The sequence below is a fragment of the Nocardia goodfellowii genome (assembly GCF_017875645.1).
Lineage (GTDB): Bacteria > Actinomycetota > Actinomycetes > Mycobacteriales > Mycobacteriaceae > Nocardia > Nocardia goodfellowii.
Genome location: NZ_JAGGMR010000001.1, coordinates 6,061,053 through 6,078,789 on the forward strand (window position 1 = coordinate 6,061,053; position 17,737 = coordinate 6,078,789).

At 69.6% G+C, this 17,737-nt stretch carries 20 protein-coding genes; 11 read left to right on the plus strand and 9 right to left on the minus strand.

Annotated elements, in window-relative coordinates:
- Window positions 1–29: 29 nt before the first annotated feature.
- Entirely contained in the window at window positions 30–797 is a 768-nt protein-coding gene (locus BJ987_RS27970; RefSeq protein ID WP_209899187.1) for an ArsR/SmtB family transcription factor, read from the plus strand.
- Between the two features lie 15 nt (window positions 798–812).
- Window positions 813–1,301, plus strand: a complete 489-nt coding sequence (locus tag BJ987_RS27975; RefSeq protein WP_209895794.1) for a DinB family protein — start codon at window positions 813–815, stop codon at window positions 1,299–1,301.
- 13 nt (window positions 1,302–1,314) lie between these two features.
- Here BJ987_RS27975 and BJ987_RS27980 read toward each other — a convergent pair whose 3' ends face one another.
- Window positions 1,315–2,199, minus strand: a complete 885-nt coding sequence (locus BJ987_RS27980; RefSeq protein ID WP_245367560.1) for a hydroxymethylglutaryl-CoA lyase — start codon at window positions 2,197–2,199, stop codon at window positions 1,315–1,317.
- Between the two features lie 95 nt (window positions 2,200–2,294).
- Here BJ987_RS27980 and BJ987_RS27985 point away from each other — a divergent pair, with 95 nt between their 5' ends.
- On the plus strand, window positions 2,295–3,509 hold the full coding sequence (locus tag BJ987_RS27985; protein WP_245366159.1) for a CaiB/BaiF CoA transferase family protein: 1,215 nt from the start codon (window positions 2,295–2,297) through the stop codon (window positions 3,507–3,509).
- A gap of 11 nt (window positions 3,510–3,520) precedes the next feature.
- Window positions 3,521–4,138, plus strand: a complete 618-nt coding sequence (locus BJ987_RS27990; RefSeq protein WP_209895799.1) for an isochorismatase family protein — start codon at window positions 3,521–3,523, stop codon at window positions 4,136–4,138.
- A gap of 15 nt (window positions 4,139–4,153) precedes the next feature.
- Here BJ987_RS27990 and BJ987_RS27995 read toward each other — a convergent pair whose 3' ends face one another.
- Genes BJ987_RS27995 through BJ987_RS28005 form a run of 3 tightly spaced genes read right to left on the minus strand, consistent with a single transcriptional unit; the run spans window position 4,154 to window position 6,136 of the window.
- Entirely contained in the window at window positions 4,154–4,669 is a 516-nt protein-coding gene (locus tag BJ987_RS27995; RefSeq protein WP_209895801.1) for a putative immunity protein, read from the minus strand.
- A gap of 23 nt (window positions 4,670–4,692) precedes the next feature.
- Complete coding sequence (locus BJ987_RS28000) at window positions 4,693–5,193, minus strand: DUF4240 domain-containing protein (protein WP_209895803.1); 501 nt, start codon at window positions 5,191–5,193, stop codon at window positions 4,693–4,695.
- A gap of 46 nt (window positions 5,194–5,239) precedes the next feature.
- Entirely contained in the window at window positions 5,240–6,136 is an 897-nt protein-coding gene (locus BJ987_RS28005) for a poly(ethylene terephthalate) hydrolase family protein (RefSeq protein ID WP_209895805.1), read from the minus strand.
- Window positions 6,137–6,249: 113 nt separating this feature from the next.
- On the opposite strand from BJ987_RS28005, the gene BJ987_RS28010 reads away from it, so the two are divergent.
- Complete coding sequence (locus BJ987_RS28010) at window positions 6,250–6,957, plus strand: hypothetical protein (protein ID WP_209895807.1); 708 nt, start codon at window positions 6,250–6,252, stop codon at window positions 6,955–6,957.
- Window positions 6,958–6,963: 6 nt separating this feature from the next.
- Here BJ987_RS28010 and BJ987_RS38085 read toward each other — a convergent pair whose 3' ends face one another.
- Entirely contained in the window at window positions 6,964–7,749 is a 786-nt protein-coding gene (locus BJ987_RS38085; protein WP_209895809.1) for an IclR family transcriptional regulator, read from the minus strand.
- 154 nt (window positions 7,750–7,903) lie between these two features.
- Here BJ987_RS38085 and BJ987_RS28020 point away from each other — a divergent pair, with 154 nt between their 5' ends.
- From BJ987_RS28020 to BJ987_RS28045, 6 genes are all read left to right on the plus strand, one after another.
- The gene (locus BJ987_RS28020) at window positions 7,904–8,428 is read left to right on the plus strand and encodes a flavin reductase family protein (protein ID WP_209895811.1); all 525 of its coding nucleotides are present in this window, start codon (window positions 7,904–7,906) and stop codon (window positions 8,426–8,428) included.
- Window positions 8,425–9,741, plus strand: coding sequence for an acyl-CoA dehydrogenase family protein (locus tag BJ987_RS28025; RefSeq protein WP_245366162.1), 1,317 nt, complete (start codon window positions 8,425–8,427; stop codon window positions 9,739–9,741). Before BJ987_RS28020 ends, BJ987_RS28025 begins: the two co-directional genes overlap by 4 nt.
- 69 nt (window positions 9,742–9,810) lie before the next feature.
- Window positions 9,811–11,217 (plus strand): aldehyde dehydrogenase family protein, encoded by a 1,407-nt coding sequence (locus BJ987_RS28030; RefSeq protein ID WP_209895813.1) that lies wholly within the window; start codon window positions 9,811–9,813, stop codon window positions 11,215–11,217.
- Entirely contained in the window at window positions 11,214–12,356 is a 1,143-nt protein-coding gene (locus BJ987_RS28035; RefSeq protein ID WP_209895815.1) for an FAD-dependent oxidoreductase, read from the plus strand. Before BJ987_RS28030 ends, BJ987_RS28035 begins: the two co-directional genes overlap by 4 nt.
- Window positions 12,357–12,575: 219 nt before the next feature.
- A complete protein-coding gene (locus BJ987_RS28040) occupies window positions 12,576–13,994 on the plus strand; it encodes an aldehyde dehydrogenase family protein (protein ID WP_209895817.1) in 1,419 nt (472 codons plus the stop codon).
- Between the two features lie 46 nt (window positions 13,995–14,040).
- Window positions 14,041–14,580 carry a GNAT family N-acetyltransferase gene (locus BJ987_RS28045; RefSeq protein ID WP_209895819.1) on the plus strand — a complete coding sequence of 180 codons (540 nt, stop codon included), beginning with the start codon at window positions 14,041–14,043 and terminating at the stop codon, window positions 14,578–14,580.
- Between the two features lie 267 nt (window positions 14,581–14,847).
- Here the strand turns inward: BJ987_RS28045 and BJ987_RS28050 are convergent, their stop codons facing one another.
- Genes BJ987_RS28050 through BJ987_RS37870 form a run of 4 tightly spaced genes read right to left on the minus strand, consistent with a single transcriptional unit; the run spans window position 14,848 to window position 17,672 of the window.
- Window positions 14,848–15,108 (minus strand): Dabb family protein, encoded by a 261-nt coding sequence (locus BJ987_RS28050; RefSeq protein ID WP_209895821.1) that lies wholly within the window; start codon window positions 15,106–15,108, stop codon window positions 14,848–14,850.
- A gap of 22 nt (window positions 15,109–15,130) precedes the next feature.
- Window positions 15,131–15,709: a neocarzinostatin apoprotein domain-containing protein gene (locus tag BJ987_RS28055; RefSeq protein ID WP_209899749.1), complete on the minus strand. Its 579-nt coding sequence runs from the start codon at window positions 15,707–15,709 to the stop codon at window positions 15,131–15,133.
- A gap of 20 nt (window positions 15,710–15,729) precedes the next feature.
- Entirely contained in the window at window positions 15,730–16,335 is a 606-nt protein-coding gene (locus BJ987_RS28060) for a neocarzinostatin apoprotein domain-containing protein (protein WP_209895823.1), read from the minus strand.
- Window positions 16,332–17,672: a hypothetical protein gene (locus BJ987_RS37870; protein WP_281070395.1), complete on the minus strand. Its 1,341-nt coding sequence runs from the start codon at window positions 17,670–17,672 to the stop codon at window positions 16,332–16,334. The genes BJ987_RS28060 and BJ987_RS37870 overlap by 4 nt, the downstream gene beginning before the upstream one ends.
- Between the last annotated feature and the right edge of the window lie 65 nt (window positions 17,673–17,737).

A 17,737-nucleotide genomic window follows, 5' to 3' on the forward strand; every position in this document is an offset into this window, starting at 1 on the left:
TGGGAGTGCGATCCGAACCCGACATCGACCTGGTGTTCAAAGCCCTCGCCGATCCGACGCGGCGGCTGCTGCTGGATCGGCTGCGGGAACGCAATGGGCAGACATTGCGGGAGTTGTGCGAGCGGGTGGAGATGGCGCGGCAGTCGTTGACGCAGCACCTGGACATCCTCGAGCAATCCGGGCTCGTCACCGTGCTGCGACGCGGGCGGGAGCGAGTCCATTACCTCGATCCGGGTCCTATCCACGACATCGAGCAGCGCTGGATTTCCGTCTTCGACAAGCCGCGACTGGACGCGATCAGCGCTATCAAGAACCAAGCAGAGGAGAAAGCTATGACTACAACGGTGCCCGATTATGTTTACGTCACCTACATTCGGGCGAGTGCGGAACAGGTGTGGGAGGCGCTGACCGACGCGGATGTCACCGCCCAGTTCTGGGGCCACTCGAATGTGTCGGATTGGCAGCCGGGTTCGGGCTGGGAGCATCGGCGGGCCGACGGGTCGGGCGTAATCGACGTCGTCGGGAAGGTGCTCGAATCCGATCCGCCGACCCGCCTGGTCGTCACCTTCGAGGATTCGCCGGAGGTCGAACGGGAGGCTTCGGAGGTGACCTTCCTGATCGAACCCCATCAGGACATCGTGCGGCTCACCGTCACCCACGAGAAGCTGCCGAACCAGGAGATGCTGCAGGGCATTTCCACCGGCTGGCCCGCCGTGCTCGCCAATCTCAAATCGCTGCTGGAGACGGGTGCCGTACTGCCGCAAGCCCCGTGGGAGATGTCAGCGGCCCACGCCTGAGCTCGAGGAGACACGATGCTCGACACCACCGCGTTGCGCGAGGCCTACCGCGTACTGATCGAGGCCGCCGCCACGGTCGCCGAGGCGGAGACGACACGCGATCCCGGGCCGGGCGAATGGAATGCCGACCAGGTGCTGGGCCACGTCAGCCTGGTCACCGCCATGACCCTCGCCGCGGCGTCCGCCGTCGCCGCGGGTGCGCCGACGACCTATGACAACCGGCTGGCCCAGGACTCCTGGACCATCGGCCGCGCCGTCGAGCTGGCGGGCGACGGCGCGGGGCTGCGCGAACGGGTCCGTCGCCAAGGCGAGGCCCTGTGCGAGTTCAGCGGTCCGGCACTGAGTGACGCGGAGTTGGACACCCTGGTGCCCACTCGCCTGATCTCGGCCGGCACGCTGCTGGTGGATCAGCCACTGCCGCTTCGAGATCTACTCACCGGCCTCGCCGCCACGGAATTGCCGGGCCACACCGAGCAACTGCTGGCCCTGCTGGATATCCGCTAGCCCGCGGCCTCGTCTACACGGCGGCGGCGGGGAACGGCCCCGCGCGACCCAGCAGCGCGGGCACCGGTTTGCCCAGCAGTTCGCCCAACCACTGTCCCGTTTCGCGCACCCGTCCGGCATCGACACCGGTCGTCACGCCCATCCGGTCCAGCAGGTAGAGCAGGTCCTCGGTCGCGATATTGCCGGTGGCGGCCGGGGCAAACGGGCAGCCGCCGATACCGCCGGTGCTCGCGTCCAGCACGCGAGCACCGGCCTCGATGGCGGCGACAGCGTTGGCGTAACCGGTGTTTCGGGTGTTGTGGAAGTGGCAGCGCAGTATCGCCGACGGCGCCAGCGCCGCGACTCCGGCGATGAGGGTGCGCACCCGGTCGGGTGTGCCGACGCCGATGGTATCGGCGAGCGCGATCTCGTCGGGCGCGGCGGCGGCGACCCGGCGGATCAGATCCAGGACCGACGCGGGAGCCACTTCGCCCTCGAACGGGCAGCCGAACGCGGCGGCGATGGTGACGGTGCGGTGCAGACCGGCCGCGGCGGCACGCTCGGCGAGCGCCTGCCAGCGCTCGATCCCCTCGTCCGTCGTACATCCCTGATTGCGGCGGCTGAACGTATCCGTGGCCACCACAACGATATTCACCTCGTCCACGGCGGCGGCCAGCGCGCGGTCCAGTCCCCTGTCGTTGAACACCAGTCCGGCATAGGTGACGCCCGGCGGCCGCGGCACCCCCGCCATCACCGCCTCCGCATCGGCCATCTGCGGAACCCGTTGCGGGTGCACGAAACTCACCGCCTCGACGCGCCGCACGCCTGCCTCGACGGACCGTTCGATCAGCCGGATCTTGTCCGCCGTCGAGATCATCTCCGGTTCGTTCTGCAGACCGTCGCGCGGGGCGACCTCCATCAGCGTCAGGTCCACCGTGCCTCCGTATTGCCGGGTCGTTTCACTCAGGGATACAGTGTATCCAGTTTGCCGCGCTTCGCAGGATGGGAACCCAAATGCCCGCTGACACAACCACATCGACCGGTCCGCTGGCCGACCTCCGGGTGATCGAGATGGGCCAACTGCTGGCCGGGCCGTTCTGCGGCCAACTGCTCGGTGATTTCGGCGCCGAGGTGATCAAACTCGAGAGCCCGGGCAGCGGCGACCCGATGCGGCAGTGGGGCCGGGAACAATCGCAGGGCAAGTCGCTGTGGTGGCCGGTGGTCGCGCGCAACAAGAAGTCGGCGACCTGCAATCTGCGCGATCCCGAAGGACAGCGGCTGGCCCGGGAGCTCATCGCCCAGGCCGATATCGTGATCGAGAACTTCCGGCCGGGCACGATGGAGCGCTGGGGACTCGGCTACGACCGGCTGCGGGAAAACAATCCCGGTCTGATCATGACGCGGGTCACCGGTTACGGCCAGACCGGCCCATACGCGCCCCGCGCCGGGTACGGTTCGATCGGCGAGGCGATGGGCGGAATCCGTTACACCACAGGCGATCCCGGCAATCCGCCGGCCCGCACCGGTATCTCGATCGGCGATTCCCTGGCCGCGGTCTTCGCCACCATCGGCACGCTCGCCGCGGTGCATCACCGTGCGCGCACCGGTGCGGGCCAGCTCGTCGACTCCGCCATCTACGAGGCGGTGCTGGCGATGATGGAATCACTGCTGCCGGAGTACGCGATCACCGGCTATCAGCGCGAGCGCACCGGTTCGGTGCTGCCGAATGTCGCGCCGAGCAACGTCTACCCGACCGCGAACGGGGACATGATCCTCATCGCCGCCAACCAGGACACGGTTTTCACCCGCCTCGCGCAGCTCATGGACCGGCCCGAATTGGCCACCGACGCAAGGTATGCCACGCATACCGCCCGCGGCGCCCGGATGGCCGAGCTGGACGACCTCATCGCGGCGTGGACCGCCGGCGCCGACGCGGAACAACTGCTGGAACGCCTGCACGCCGCCGGTGTCCCGGCCGGGCGCATCTACACCGCCCGAGATATGTTCACCGATCCGCATTTCGCCGCACGCGAGGCGATCGTGCGGATCGCGCATCCCGAATTCGGCGAGCTGCCCATGCACAACGTGGTCCCCAAACTCAGTGCCACACCGGGATCCATCCGCCACGCCGGCCCCGAACTGGGCCAGCACAACACCGACGTCTACTGCGGCCTGCTCGGCCTGGACGCCGGCCAACTCGCGAAACTCGCCGAATCAGGCGTCGTCTGAATGGATTTCGAATGAAAGATCTGGCCGAAGACGCCCGCGGCGCGGGTTACGGCACGCCCTTGGGCGCCGGGGACCACCCCGCCGTGCTGGTGATCGATGTCTGTGCCGCCTACCTGGTGGACGACTCCCCGCTGCGCGCGCCGGTGGAGGACGCGGTGCGCGCGGCCGCCACGGTGGTGCACCGCGCGCGTGCGGCGGGATATCCGGTGTTGTTCACCCGCGTCAGCTACCAGCCCGGCACCGGCGAGGGCGGTTTGTTCCGCCGGAAAGTCCCCACCCTCGTTGTGTTCGAGGAAGGCAATCCCCTGGCCGAGTTCCTCGACGATCCGGCCCCGCTTCCCGGCGAATCGGTGATCACCAAGCAGTATCCGAGCGCCTTCCACGGCACCGCATTGGCCGCCAACCTCACCGCCGCCGGCATCGATACCCTGCTCATCACCGGCCTCACCACCAGCGGCTGCGTGCGCGCCACCGCGACCGACGCGCTCCAGCACGGTTTCCGCCCCCTGGTCGTCGCCGACGCCTGTGGCGACCGCGACCCCCGGCTGCACGACGCGAACCTGTTCGACCTCAACGCCAAGTACGCCGACGTCATCGGTCTCGACGCGGCGCTCCGGGTCCTGCGTTGACCGGCAGTGCCGGATTCAGCAGTCGAAGACCGACCAGCAGATGTCGTTGCGCAACCGTTGATCGTCGAGCACGAGTTCGCGGATCGCCGCCGGCAGCTGGTCACGCTGCCACTGGCATTCGAGTCGTCCCGCGGACTCGCTCATATCCGGCGGCGCGGCCGCGCGCGCGGCTTTGATCGCGAAGGCGGCCGCGCCGAGTTCATGCGCGGCGACATGGGCGACGCACCCAGCTTGACCGGCAGCGTAGGCGGCGTGCCGCGCTGCCCCGCGCAGGTCTCTGGCCGCCCCCATCGCATGTCCGCCGGCGGCGCGCGCCGCCATCATCTTGACCTCGCCCCGCACCCAGGCTCGGGCGTGCTCTATCGCTTGACGGGGACGCGGGTCTCCAGGCTGGGCGGCCTCGAAGTAGCCGAGGACATGTTCCGCACACGAGGCGGCCCACAGTGCCAAGAGGTGGTGATCGGCGTCGGTGAGGGTCCCACCACGACGAATCGTCACGAAGCGCGGGTCCCGGATTTTCGGCAGGATCACGACAGGCGCTCCTTCCTCGGTGTTTACGCCCAGCCGGACGGGTTCGACATGCTTTCCCGGGTGATGCCGCCCCCGGTGCGGGGAAAGCCGCCGAACCGCTCATTGTGCAGGTGGGCGAAGAAGTAGCCCATTGCGCCGCATTCCGCGTCCCGCGCGGCCGTTTCGGGTGCCGCCGCTACTGCCTCGTAGTAGTCCTTGCCCATCGCGACGATGAAGCCGCGGCCGTACAGGAACCCGTCATCGGAACCGCCGATCACTCGGTGGATGTCGGCACGGTCGAGGTCGTACATCTTGCGCTCCAGGACGCGGTCCAGCGCGGTCAGCTCACTGGCGGGCAGCTCACCGGCGAGGGCCCGCAGCTGATCGAGAAACGTGCTCAGCTGCTTTTCCAGGGTCTCGGCGACATCGCCGCGGGTGGTCAGCTCGCCGCGCAGCGCGCTGGGTTCCGCGCCCACCTGCTCCCACGCCGACTCGATGATGTTCCAGAACCGGGACTCGTCGGCCGCGGTGGGGATCTCGCTCACGGGCGGACGTTATCAGACCCGGACGCCGCCATCGTTCGGCCGCCGCTCACCGCAGTTCGACCGTGACCGCTGAATCCTGCTGCGGTCCAATGCGGTACACGTAATCGCGCGCGGCCCGGTCGCCGAGCTGCGCCAGGAACCACATAGCCGTCCAGCGTGCGGTCGTGGCGATGGACGCTCCCCACGTGGTGGTCGGGACGCGCGGGTCCGGCGCCGCGCCGGGCGGGTTGTTCTCGTCGGTGAGACAGAAGTGGTTGGCGCCCAGCAGGTTCACGAAGGCCGAGGAGGGAGACCCGCTCAGGCGCATGAAGCTCGCATGGGCTTCGGCGAGTTCGCTGACGCCGTCATTGCTGCCGTTGACGAACATCACCGGAATGTTCCGCACCGCAACCTCATCCACGGAGGCGCCGACCGTGGTGTTGGCGCCGTGGCCGACGATCGCCCGCAATTCCGGCGGGCGGCGGTAGGTCAGGCCGAAGCAGAACGGCGGCTGACAGCGGTCGGCGGCGGCGTACAGCGCGGCGGCGGCCCCGTAGGAGTGCCCGGCAACCACCAGCGTCCCCGGATCCAGCACCGCGCCGATCGCCGAGGACGGATCGGCGGCCGCCACACGCGCCCAGGCGACAGCACGGTTCAGCAAATGCTCACTGGGCACCGCGTACCCGATGAACGGCAACGGATAGTGCTCCGGCACCAGCACCACAAACCCGTAATCCGCCAGCGCGGCAGCGAATCCGGCGTAGTACTGCTTACGGACATTGGCGCCGGGCAGCAGCAGCGCAACCGGCAGGCGGCGCTCGGACCCGGCGGGATACCAGACTGTCGCGGCATCGCCTTCGATGCCGATTTCGGCGGATCGCACCCGTTCCCGGCCCTCGGCGGGCGGGTCGGGCACGGCGATCAGGGATAAGAGGCAGGCGGCGGCCAGGACGAGGGCACGCATGAGACCCCATTCGTTAGCAAACGCTGTGTTTGTGGAAACAGCGTTTCGATGTGAAACTAGCGCGAAGCGTACTCTGCGAAACACCGTTTCGCACAAGAGAACAGGGGAATCGAATGGGCCCGCACCCACACGGCTGGTGGATCCTGCTGCATCTGGTGTTGTTCGTGTGCTGGCTGGGCGGTGACCTGGGCGTGTTCTACTCCAGCCGCTTCGTCATCGACCCGGAGCGGACGCCGGCCGCCCGCGCCACCGCGCTGGCCATCATGAGCGGACTGGACCTCGCCCCCAAGGTCTGCCTGGTGTTGTTCCTGCCCAGCGGCCTCACCCTGATGGCCTTGGAACCGCACGGCGCGGAACTCTTCGACATCGCGCTGTTTCCCTGGTGGACCATTGCCCCGGTGTGGCTGCTCGCCGCACTCTGGTTGTCGCTCACCGTGATTCAGCACCGCACACACGGCGCTATCCCGATGGTCCGGCGGGGCGACCTGGCGATCCGGTGGGCGGTCATCGCGGGCATGGCGGGCACCGGCGGCTACGCGCTGATCGCCGCGGAACCGTTCGGCGTCACCACCAACCCGAAGTGGCTCGGGGTGAAAACCTTGCTCTACGCCGCCGCCATCGCCGCCGGTCTCGGCATCCGAATGACGTTGCGCCCCTTCGGTCCCGCCTTCGCCACCCTGATGACGACCGGCTCCGAGGACACCGTGGAACGCACCCTGCGCCGCAGCATCGACGGCTGCCTGCCCTACGTCTGGCTGATCTGGGGCAGCGTGCTCGCCGCCGCCGCGCTCGGCGTGTTCAAGCCCGGCGCGCAGCTGTGAACCGGGTCAGGCCGAATAACCCATCTGCGCCGACACCGCGCCGGCCGCCTTCTGCAACAGCGGCACGCACTCGGCCATCCGCGGCTCGAAGCGCGACAGCGGTCCGCACACGCTGAGCGCGGCCACCACACCGCCGTCGTGATCGAGCACCGGCGCGGCGATGGACGCGGCGCCGATCTGCCGCTCCCCCATGGAGATCGCGTACCCGCGCTTGCGGATCTCGGCGAGTTCGGTGCGCAGTTTGCGCGGCGTGGTGATGGTGGCGTCGGTGAACGGCGTCAGCTCGTGCCGGTCCAGGTATTCATCGATCTCGGCCTTGCGCAGGAATGCCAGGATGGCCTTGGACGAGCTGCCCGCGTGCAGCGGATACGGCACCCCGAGCGCCACCTCCATCCGCAGTTCCTGGTCCGGCACAACCTGATCCACATACATGCGGGTGTCGCCCCGGCGGATCGAGAGGGTGGCGGTTTCTCCGGTGAGCGAGGCCAGCCGGCGCAGTTCCGGACCGGCCATCACGCGCAGATCGGTGCGCGCGAGATAGGCGCGGCCGAGCGCGATCGCCGCATGACCGAGCGCGTAGCGGCGGGTGGTCGGTTCGAGGGTGATGAGTTCGCGGTTGCGCAGCGCGGTGAGAATGCGGTGCACCGCGGCCTTGGTCAGGCCCAGTTCGTTGGCGATCTCGGTAACCCCGAGATCGGGCCGCCCGGTGCGGCCGAACAGCAACAACACGTCCATGGCTCGTTCGACGGCGGCGATGGAGCGACTCTGATTCTCGGCCTCGGTGTCCGACACGCCAACAGCTTAGGGCACGCCATTTCCCGATGGGAAACGGTCTCGGAAAACCCCCCGAAACGTCTGCGCCACAACGCTGTTACCGGTTGCGCCGGAGCCCGGACAGCGTTACCTTGAGCGTAACAGCGTTTCCACTACCGAAACGGAGGTGACGGTGGATCCGACGTATCTCCGCACCGTGCTCGCCCAGTGGGCCAGCGGCGTCGTGGTCGTCACCACGCTGCGCGAGGGTGGCGGCCGTCATGGAATGACGGCCAGCTCGTTCACCAGTGTGGCCCTGGAGCCCCCGCTCGTCTCGGTATGCCTGGCCACCGACAGCACGACTTGCCGATCGGTCCGGCGCAGTGGGGTTTTCGCGGTCAACATGCTCGGCCACGATCACGAGGAAATCGGTCGCCGCTTCGCCTCCCCCGCCGACGCGGGCGACCGATTCTCGGTGCCGCAGCGCTTGTCCCACCCAGCGGGGTCGGCTCCCGCCGTCCCCCGGTGGGACACCGCGACCACCGGCGCACCCGTACTGGCCGACGCGGTCGCCTGGGTGGACTGCGTGGTCGCCGCCTGCCATCCCGCCGGGGACCACACCATCGTGCTCGGCCTGGTCCAGGACGCGGCCGCACCCCGGCCCGCGCCCCCGCTCATCTATCACGACCGCACCTACTACGAGGGGATAGCCCGATGATCGGCGCACGACTCGTCGAAGACATGACCGACGCGGAACGCGCACGCGCCCAGCGAGTCGAATCCGTTCTGCCCGCGCTGCGCGAGGCGGCCGAGGAGGCCGACCGCACCGCGACCTTCCCGCCGTCGCATGTGTCGCTGCTGCGCGACGCGGGTCTGCTGGGCCTGGTGGTGCCGGAGAAATTCGGCGGCCTCGGCGGCACCCTGCGCGACCTGGCCGCCGCGACTTTCGCCATGGGCACCGCCTGCCCGTCCACGGCGCTGGCCTACTTCTTCCACAACACCAGCGCCTCCCGCGGACTACTGCCGCTGGAGGCGATCGAGGCGGGGCTGTTCTCCGACGACGAGATACCGGTGGTGCGCGCCTTCGCCGAGAAGGTGCTCACGCGGATGGCCGACGGGGTGTGGTTGGCCAATTTCGCCTCGGAGTCGGTGAAGACCGCCAAGGCGAACATCACCATCGCCACGACCGCCCGCAGCGTCGACGGTGGCTGGATCCTGCAGGGCGAGAAGTCGTTCGGCTGCGCGACCGGCGTCGCGGACTACTACCTGACCTCGGCCAAACTCGAGGGCTACGACACCGCCGAGGGGCTGGCGACGTTCTTCGTTCCGCGCGACGCGGCGGGGGTGAGCACCCGCGCCCCCTGGGACGGACTCGGCATGCGAGCCACCGCCAACAACGGCATCCGGCTCGACGAGGTGTTCATCCCGCACGACGAAGCCTTGGCGGTCCCGGGCGCGTTCACCAAGATGCTCACCATGAGCCGGGGCAGCTTCGTCGGGAACCAGCTGGCCATCGCCGCGGTCTACACCGGGTGCGCGCAACGGGTCTACGACGAAACCCTCGCCGCGACAACCCGGAAGACCTTCGCCGACACGGGTGCACCCATCGCCTCCTCGCCCGTGCACCAGGTGCTCATCGGTGAGATGACCCGGCAGTTGCAGACGGCTTACCTGTGGCTGCGCTACCAGCTCGGCATCGAAACCGTGGAGCCGCCGGTCAAACCGAAGCAGGAAGTGTTCACCCAGTGGCGGCTCGGGAAGGGCGCGGTCACCGAGGCGTGCTTCCAGGTGGCGCTCGGCGGACTGAAAGCCGGTGGGACATCGGCGGCTTCGATGAGCGGCGTGGCCGGGCGCGCGCTGCGCGACCTCGCGATGGGCCTGGTCATGACGTTCCCCGCGGAGCGCGGCCTGCTCGAGGTGGCGCGCGTCATCACCGACGCCAAAGCCAATGAGCTGTTCGCGCCCGCACCGCACATACCCGACAGCAACACCGCCGACGCGCAAGCACCTGCCCCTGAGGTGGCGCGGTGACGCGACGCACAGCGGACGCCTTCGCACGCGAAGCCGTGACGGACCTTACGCACTACCGGAGATTGCGCAATGACTGAAAGCACCGCTGGCAGTGGCGAACTCCCCCGCATCGTCGACCTGATCGACGGCGACTGGGGCACGCCGTCGATCGATCTCGGTGTGGCGCTGGAAGATCCGGCCACCGGATGCGAGGTCGCGCGGGCTGTCGCCACCTCGGGCGACAGAATCGAACGCGCCCTCGCGGTGGCCGACCGCGCCTCCGGCGTCATCGCACCGGAACTGCTCGACGCGATCGCCGACGGGCTGGAACCCCGACTGGCGCAACTGGCCGAATGGGATTCGCGGGCAACGGGTGTGCCGATCCGGCAGACCGAATTGCTCGGTGTCATCGTCGCGGGGGCCTTCCGCCTGGCCGCCCAGCAGTTGCGGTCCGGCGCGCTGCGCGCCGACCGCGACGGGGTGCAGGTGCACCGGTTGCCACTGGGGCCGGCGCTGTGCCTGGTGCCGTGGAACGCGCCCGCGCCGATGGCCGCGCACAAGGTCGCGAGCGCGCTGGCCGCCGGCTGCCCGGTGATCCTCAAAGTCAGTGAGCTGACGCCCTATAGCGCGATTCCGCTCGCCGAAGTGATCGCCGAGCATGTACCGGCGGGGATGTTCCAATTGGTCCAGGGCGGCGTCCAGGCCGGAGCGCAATTGGTCGCCGATCCACGGATCAAAGCCGTGTCCTTCACCGGCGGCGTGGCGGGCGGACGCTCGGTCGCGACCGCGTCGGCTCCCCTGTTGCGACCCTGCCAGCTCGAATTGGGCGGCAACAATCCGCTCGTCGTACTCCCGGACGCCGAGGTCGAGACCGCCGCGCGGATGGCGGCCGAACTGCTCACCACACTCAACGGCCAATGGTGCCGGGCGCTGGGTCGTTTGATCATGCCCGCCGACCGAGCCGAGGAACTCGTCGAAGCCATCGGGAAGCGGCTCGAGGCGTTACGCTTCGGCCCGCCGCTCGACCGGGGCACCGATTTCGGCCCGCTCATCCACTCGCGGCATGCCCGGCTGGTCCGGGAATCGCTGTCCGGTCGCGGATTCCACTCCTTCGGTGAACTGCCCGATCGCGGAAACTTCGTCGCACCAACGCTTTTGGATGGCGATTCGGCCGACGAGGTATTCGGCCCGATCGCCGGGATCGCCACGTACGACTCGGTAGCGGACGCGGTGCGGCTCGCCAACGCGGTGCCGTACGGGCTCGAGGGCTACGTCTGTGGGGCTGACGAAGAGCGGGCTCTGTCGGTGGCGCGGCAGATCCGTGCCGGTGAGGTCAAGGTCAACGGGTCCTCCATCATGAGCCTGCACCTGATGACTCCGCGCCCGGCGTGGGGCTGGTCCGGACTCGGCGAGGAAGGCACCGCGGAGACGCTGCGGTTCTTCACCGGAGCCCGGGTCGTCGGCGTCGAGGGCCGCTTCGCCCTGCACACCACATGAGCGCCGTAGTCGTGGTGGGCGCGGGCCCGGTCGGACTCACCGCCGCGCTGACGCTGTCCCGCCGCGGCGTGCCGGTCACGGTGCTCGAACAGGGCGACACGCTGGCCACCGAATCCCGGGCCTCCACCTTCCATCCGCCGACACTCGCGATGCTGGCCGACCTCGGCACGCTGGAACCGCTGCTCGCGCGCGGCATCATCGCCTCGACTTTTCAGTACCGGGCTCGCGGCGGTGGTGAAATCGCCACCCTCGATCTGGGCGTGCTCGCCGCCGACACGCCATATCCGTTCCGGGTCCAGTGCGAGCAGAGCAAACTCACCCCGATCCTGTTGTCCGCCTTGCCCGCGCACGCCGGCGTGCGCTTCGGCTACCGGGTCGACAGCCTGTACCCGAGCGAGGAGGGGGTCATCGTGCACACCTCACGTGGCCCCGTACTGGCCGACTGGGTGATCGCCGCCGACGGCGCGCACTCGACGGTCCGGCGCACGCTCGGCGCGGGATTCGACGGCAGCACCTACCCGGAACGGTTTCTCGTCGCCTCGGTGGCGGAGGATCTGACGGCGGTGCTGCCCGGTATCGCGCCCATCAACTACGTCTTCGATCCGGAAGAATGGCTGGTGCTGCTGCGCACGCCCGAGCACTGGCGGGTGCTGCTCCCCACCCCGGCGGACACCCGCGACGACGACGAATTGGCGCGGCTTCCAGCGCGTTTGGACGCCGTCGCCGACCTCGGCCGGCCGTGGCGGGTGCTGCACGCTTCGCTTTATCAGGTCCACCAGCGCGTCACCGAGAGCTTCCGCCTCGGGCGGGTCCTGCTCGCCGGCGATGCCGCGCACGTCAACAACCCGCTCGGCGGGATGGGCATGAACAGCGGCATCCACGATGCCGTCCAGTTGGCGGATGCGCTCGCCGGCGTCCTCGACGGTGGCCCCGAATCCGAGCTCGACATGGTCGCGGTCCGCCGCCGCACCGTCGCCGTCGAGCATGTCCAGCGGGCCAGCCATGACAACTGGCAACGCCTGCGCAGTCAGGACGACGGCTACCACCAGCAGTTGCGCGCCTTGGCAGCCGACCCGGCCGCCGCGCGCGCCTATCTCCGGCGGGCGTGCCTGCTCGATTCCCTGGAGAACCAGCCGTGACGGCGTCGGGGCGGCGACGCGGCCGGTCAGGGCGGTGTGCCGACGCGCGAAGGTGGCGCGCCCGAATTCGGGGGCTTCGTGCCGCGCGCACCTCCCTCGGGAGTTCAACGGCCGGTGGGGCATCGCGCAGTGAGTCGCCACGTCTGGTGTGCCGTCACCGACACGGCCCTGCTCGCCGGACATCGAAGCGTTCGCCATCGCTGCGACGAGGAGCTACTCGTGCGGATCCAGCGTGAGAATCCGGCACGGCCCCGCGAGATCGTCGGGTCGGTGCCGGTCACCACACCCGACTCCGTGGACGATGTTGTGCGCGAGGCACATCGAGACTTTCGCGAATGGTCACGCCGGCCCCTCGGCACCCGGCTCGCCGCACTCGGCGCCGCAGCCGACCGGATGGATGCGAAGCGCTCGGACCTGGCCGCGCTGCTCGCCCGCGAGAGCGGCAAGCCGGTAGCCGACTGCCGTGGTGAAATCGGTTTCGCCGCAACCTATCTGCGCTGGGTGCGCGACAATGCCGCGACCGTGCTGATGGCAACGACCATCGACGACGACCTGGGCCGGATCGAATGCGCGCCCGCACCGTACGGGGTGGTCGCCGCCATTACGCCGTGGAACGCGCCGATCATCCTGTCGGTGCTGAAGCTGGGCCCGGCGCTGGCGGCGGGAAACACCGTGGTGCTCAAGCCTTCTCCGCTGGCTCCGCTGGCGATCAGCGCGGTGGCGGAACTCCTGCCCGGGGTGCGGGTGATGCACGGCGGCGCCGAGACGGTGCGGGCTCTGGTGGCGCATCCGCTGATCGGCAAGGTGGCTTTCACCGGCGGCGGCGACGCCGGGCGCAGCATCGCGGCGACGGCCGGGCAGGCGCTCACGCCGGTGGTACTCGAATTGGGCGGCAACGACCCCGCCGTCTTTCTCGACGACTTCGCGCTGACACCAGACGATTACGAACGATTGGTGCTGGCCTCGTTCGCTACCGCGGGCCAAGTATGCATGGCAGCCAAGCGGCTGTACGTGCCGCAGGCGCGGTTCGACGAGTTCATCGAGTCATACCTCGCGGCCGCGCGGCGAATTCTGACGGTCGGCGACCCGCTCGACGAGAAGGTGACGATGGGCCCGGTGGTGAGCCGCGCCGCCGCCGCGCGCATGACCGCCCTCGCCGCCGATGCCTGGAACCGCGGCGGCTGGATGCTTCCGCTCGCCGAAAGCCCGGACAGCGACGGCTATTTCGTCGCCCCCACGCTCGTTCTCGACCTCCCGGACGACGCCGATCTGGTCCGGCTGGAGCAATTCGGCCCCGCTGTCCCGGTCCTCACCTACGACACCGAGGACGAGGCCCTCGCGCGCGCCAACAACAGCGAACTCGGCTTAGGCGCTTCGGTCTGGTCGGTCGACGAGGATCGCGCCTTCACCTTCGCCACCCGCCTGGAGGCCGGTTTCACCTTCATCAACACTCACAACCGCACGGGCATGTCCTTGCGCGCGCCGTTCGGTGGCACCAAACGCAGCGGCTTCGGCCGCGAGTACGCCGTCGAGGGCTTACGCGAATACGTCCAGACCACCGTGCGACACGCCCCGGCCGCATTCCGGGCGGGCGGTCCCGGCATGCCCGCCCGCGCCTACCCGGGCCCCACCCGCTAGCTGAAAGCCGCTCTGCCGCAATGTAGTACCTCAATAGAATGGGTACGTGCCCAAGCTGATCGCGCCCACCACACGACTGCACCACGCCTGGCTCGAAGCACACACCGAGTGGGGCCCCGGCACCCATGAAGACGGGTTCGGACTGACACCGGCTGACGAAACCGGCTCACCGGACGGCTTCGCGGCATGGGTGAGCCGGCTGATCGCCGACACCCGCACCACCTACCGCTGGATCGTCGAGGACGGCCGAGTGTGCGGCGGAATCGCACTGCGACAAAGGTTCGACGACTACGTGAGCTGGGCGGGCCACATCGGCTTCGGCATCCGGCCCACCGCGCGACAGCGGGGACTCGCCACCTGGGCGCTCCGCACAATCCTGGACACGGCACAGCTGCTCGAGCTGGACCGCGTCCTGCTGGTATGCGCTGCGGACAACATCGCCTCGGCGAAAACAATCGAACGAGTCGGCGGGACTCTCGAGGAAATCCGCGATACCGAATACGGGCCCGCACGGCGCTATTGGATAGACCTCCAGCCCGGCACGGTAACTCGGAGTTCGCACGCGAACCCGTCGACGGCGTCATAGTCTTCCGACATCGCACGCGTGGGCAGCGGTCTCGATCACCGCATGCTCGCGCTGGCCGCGATCGGAAGTACTCGAGCGCCGGGTGGGATCTCGCTGGTGACAGACCACCCGATCCTCGGCTAGCCGCGGCCGACGCGCTCCGATCCTCGCGCACGTCCGCTACGGCGCACCCCGATAGTCCACCAACGCACGACTGGCGAGGCGGGGGTGCCAGCCATTCGGCGAGCATGGCGACGCGCTCCGATCTTCGCGGACGTCGGCTGCGGATCACTCCCGGTAGTCGACCACCGCGCGGCTTACGAGGCGGGGTATCAGCCATTCGGCGATTTCCCGGTGGGCTGGATGTCGCTGGTAGGCAGCGAGTTCCGACTCGGAATTGTGCGTGGTCATCATGAACAGGTGGTAGGACACGGGGGTGTCGAGTTCGTCGAGGGCCAGTGTCAGGGACCGGATCTCGGGCACCGTGGATCGGAGGCCGGTCAGGAGCTTCGCCGCCTGCTGAGCGTCGCCGCGCTCGTGGAACTTCATCAGGACACGTGGGTCAGCGTGCTCATCGGGTGCTGCCGCGGCGGCGCAGCAGGAAGAATGCCGCGATGGCCGCGACCACGAGGACCGCAGCGGCAATGCCGACGATCATTCTGGTGTTGCTGTCGTCGCTTTCGGATTCCGCGGCGGGGGACGCCGCAGGGGTGGGCTGGACTGCGGTCTTCGCCGCGAAGGTCAGCGGTACGGAGGCCAGGATCTGGGACGGGTTGGTCAAGCTGGTGACGCTGATCGCGCAGGCGCCGGGGGCCGCGGCGCAGTCGGTGCCGCCCACCGCCGCGACCAGGGTGAGGGTGCGGGCGCCGTTTCTGGGCTGCCATACGCCTTGCGCGTCGGCGGAGCCCATCAGCGATCCGGTGAGGTGGCAGTCGGTCGGCGCGACGACCTGCGGCTTACATTGCCCGACCGCGACGCCCGCCAGGTTGGCGTCCAAGCCCGACAGTTCCACGGTGATCGTCTGTCCCGCCGCGACTCCCGTACTCGTATCCAGTTGCAGGGTGGGCGCGGCCGAGGCCGTCGGCGCGGCCGCGAGCAGGCCGGTCGCGGCCGCCGTGAGGACGGCGAGCCGGAACGCGTTGTGTTTCATGTCTTTTCTCCTGAGAGTGTTCACAGCCGTCGCCGGTCGGCGAGGGCGAGACCGGCGACTACGACCAGCAGGGCGGCGGTCGCCGACCACAGCGGTAGCGACGGTCCGTCGATATCGGCCGTGGACGCGGTGGTCGCGACGGTGGGGGCGGCCGTGGCCGCCGGGAGTTGCGATCCGGTGAAAGTGACCGCGATCTCGGCGGAGTTGGCCGCGAGCACGCTGGGCGGTTCGGTGCCGGGCAGCGGCGCGGCGGCGATCACGCACTGCTGCCGCAGGCAGTCGATCATGTTGAAATGCGGGCGGGCGGTGAGTGTGACGGTCGGCAGGGTGCCGTCGTCGGCGACGTTGACGAACGTCGCGCCACCGCCGAGATCGCAATCCCGCATTCCGCTGGTGAAGCCCTGCTTGCACAGGCCCACCGCGATCGAAGCGAGTCCGGGTCGGAACCCCGTGCCGTGCACGGTGATTCGCTGGCCCGTGGTCAAGTCGGTACTGGCGCTCACCTGTATCGCGGCCGTGCCGGGTGCCGCCTGCGCGGGCAGCACCGAAACAACCGGCGTCGAAGTGAGAAGTGCCGCGGTCAGCGAGACGGCCGCGGCCGAGCGGACGGTGATGGTGCGAATCATGTTGTGCCTCCTGGGAAGACGGGTTCGGCTCCAGCCGGCCGAGGTGCGAGCCGCCCGCACAGCAGCGCGCAGCCCACGCCCGCCCCGGCAAGCACGGCCAGTCCCGAGCCGGTGCCCGCCAGCCGTGCCAGAGCACTGACCAGCCCCAGCCCCGTCGCCGCGGCGACCGCGGCCACCAGCACGGTCGCGGCACCCGCGCCGGATGGCACGGTCGCGGCGCCCGCGCCGGATGGCACGCTCGCGGCGCCCGCGCCGGATGGCACGCTCGCGGCGCCCGCGCCGGATGGCACGCCCGTGGCGCCCGCGCCGGATGGCACGCCCGTGGCGCCCGCGCCGGATGGCACGCCCGTGGCGCCCGCGCCGGATGGCACGCCCGTGGCGCCCGCGCCGGATGGCACGCCCGTGGCGCCCGTGGCGGATGGCACGCCCGCGCCGGATAGCAGGATGGCGGCGCGGATTTCACCGTCGAGCCCGCGTGCGGCTCGGGCGGCCGCCGCCAGCGCTACGGCGATACCGATGGCCAGAGTGGCCTCGCCCGGTGCGGTGCCGACCAGCAGCGGCCCGCCCGCTGCCAGGGCCAGCAGCGGCACCACGGCACTCGGATCAGGCGTGGGCAGCGCGACCGCGAAGACCGCGGGCAACGCCGCGAAGACCAGCCAGGTGGCCTGCTCGGATCCCACCGCGTTCCAGCGGAACAGCAGCAGATGCAGCGCCGGGAGCACAGTGCCGCCCACGAGCAGACCCAGCGCGCCGTAGCCTGCCAAGGCCCATCGCATCGGCGCCGGTATCAGCCGATCCCCGGGCCGTCGTCCGACGGCCGTCGCGGAATCCGCACCGTCCGGAGCGAACACCGCCACCGCCGCACAGGACGCCGCCAACAGGCCCGACACGAAAAGCCCGGTCCCCGGGGACCGTTGGCAGACCGCGGCGACGGCCGCGGCGACAACCACACCGAGTGCGGTCACGATGTGCCAACCGGTCAGCGTGGATCCCGCGAGCGCGCGCATCCGACCGGCGACGAATGCCGGTCCGGTTCCCGCACCGGCGACCAGTACCGCCGTGGTGAACATCCACGGCGTCGACACGAGCCCCGCTATCGCGAACGCCATTCCCGCGATCACGCCGCAGACCCCGCCGACACGCACCGAACGACCGGGCCGGATCGCCGCGGTCACGCAACCGAGCGCGAAGGCCGAGATCGCCAGGTACCCGACGGCGGCGCTGGGAATCCCGACAACACCGCCGAAAGGCTTGGCCAGCAAGGCCAATTGCCCGCCGGCCACCGGCCCGGCCAGCGCACCGCAGAGGATGAGGCCCCCGATTCCCGCGCGCATCATGGCCCCGCCCAACGATCGCGACGGCCTGGCGCCCGGCGGTTATCGGCGGCCCGGCGGTTACCGGC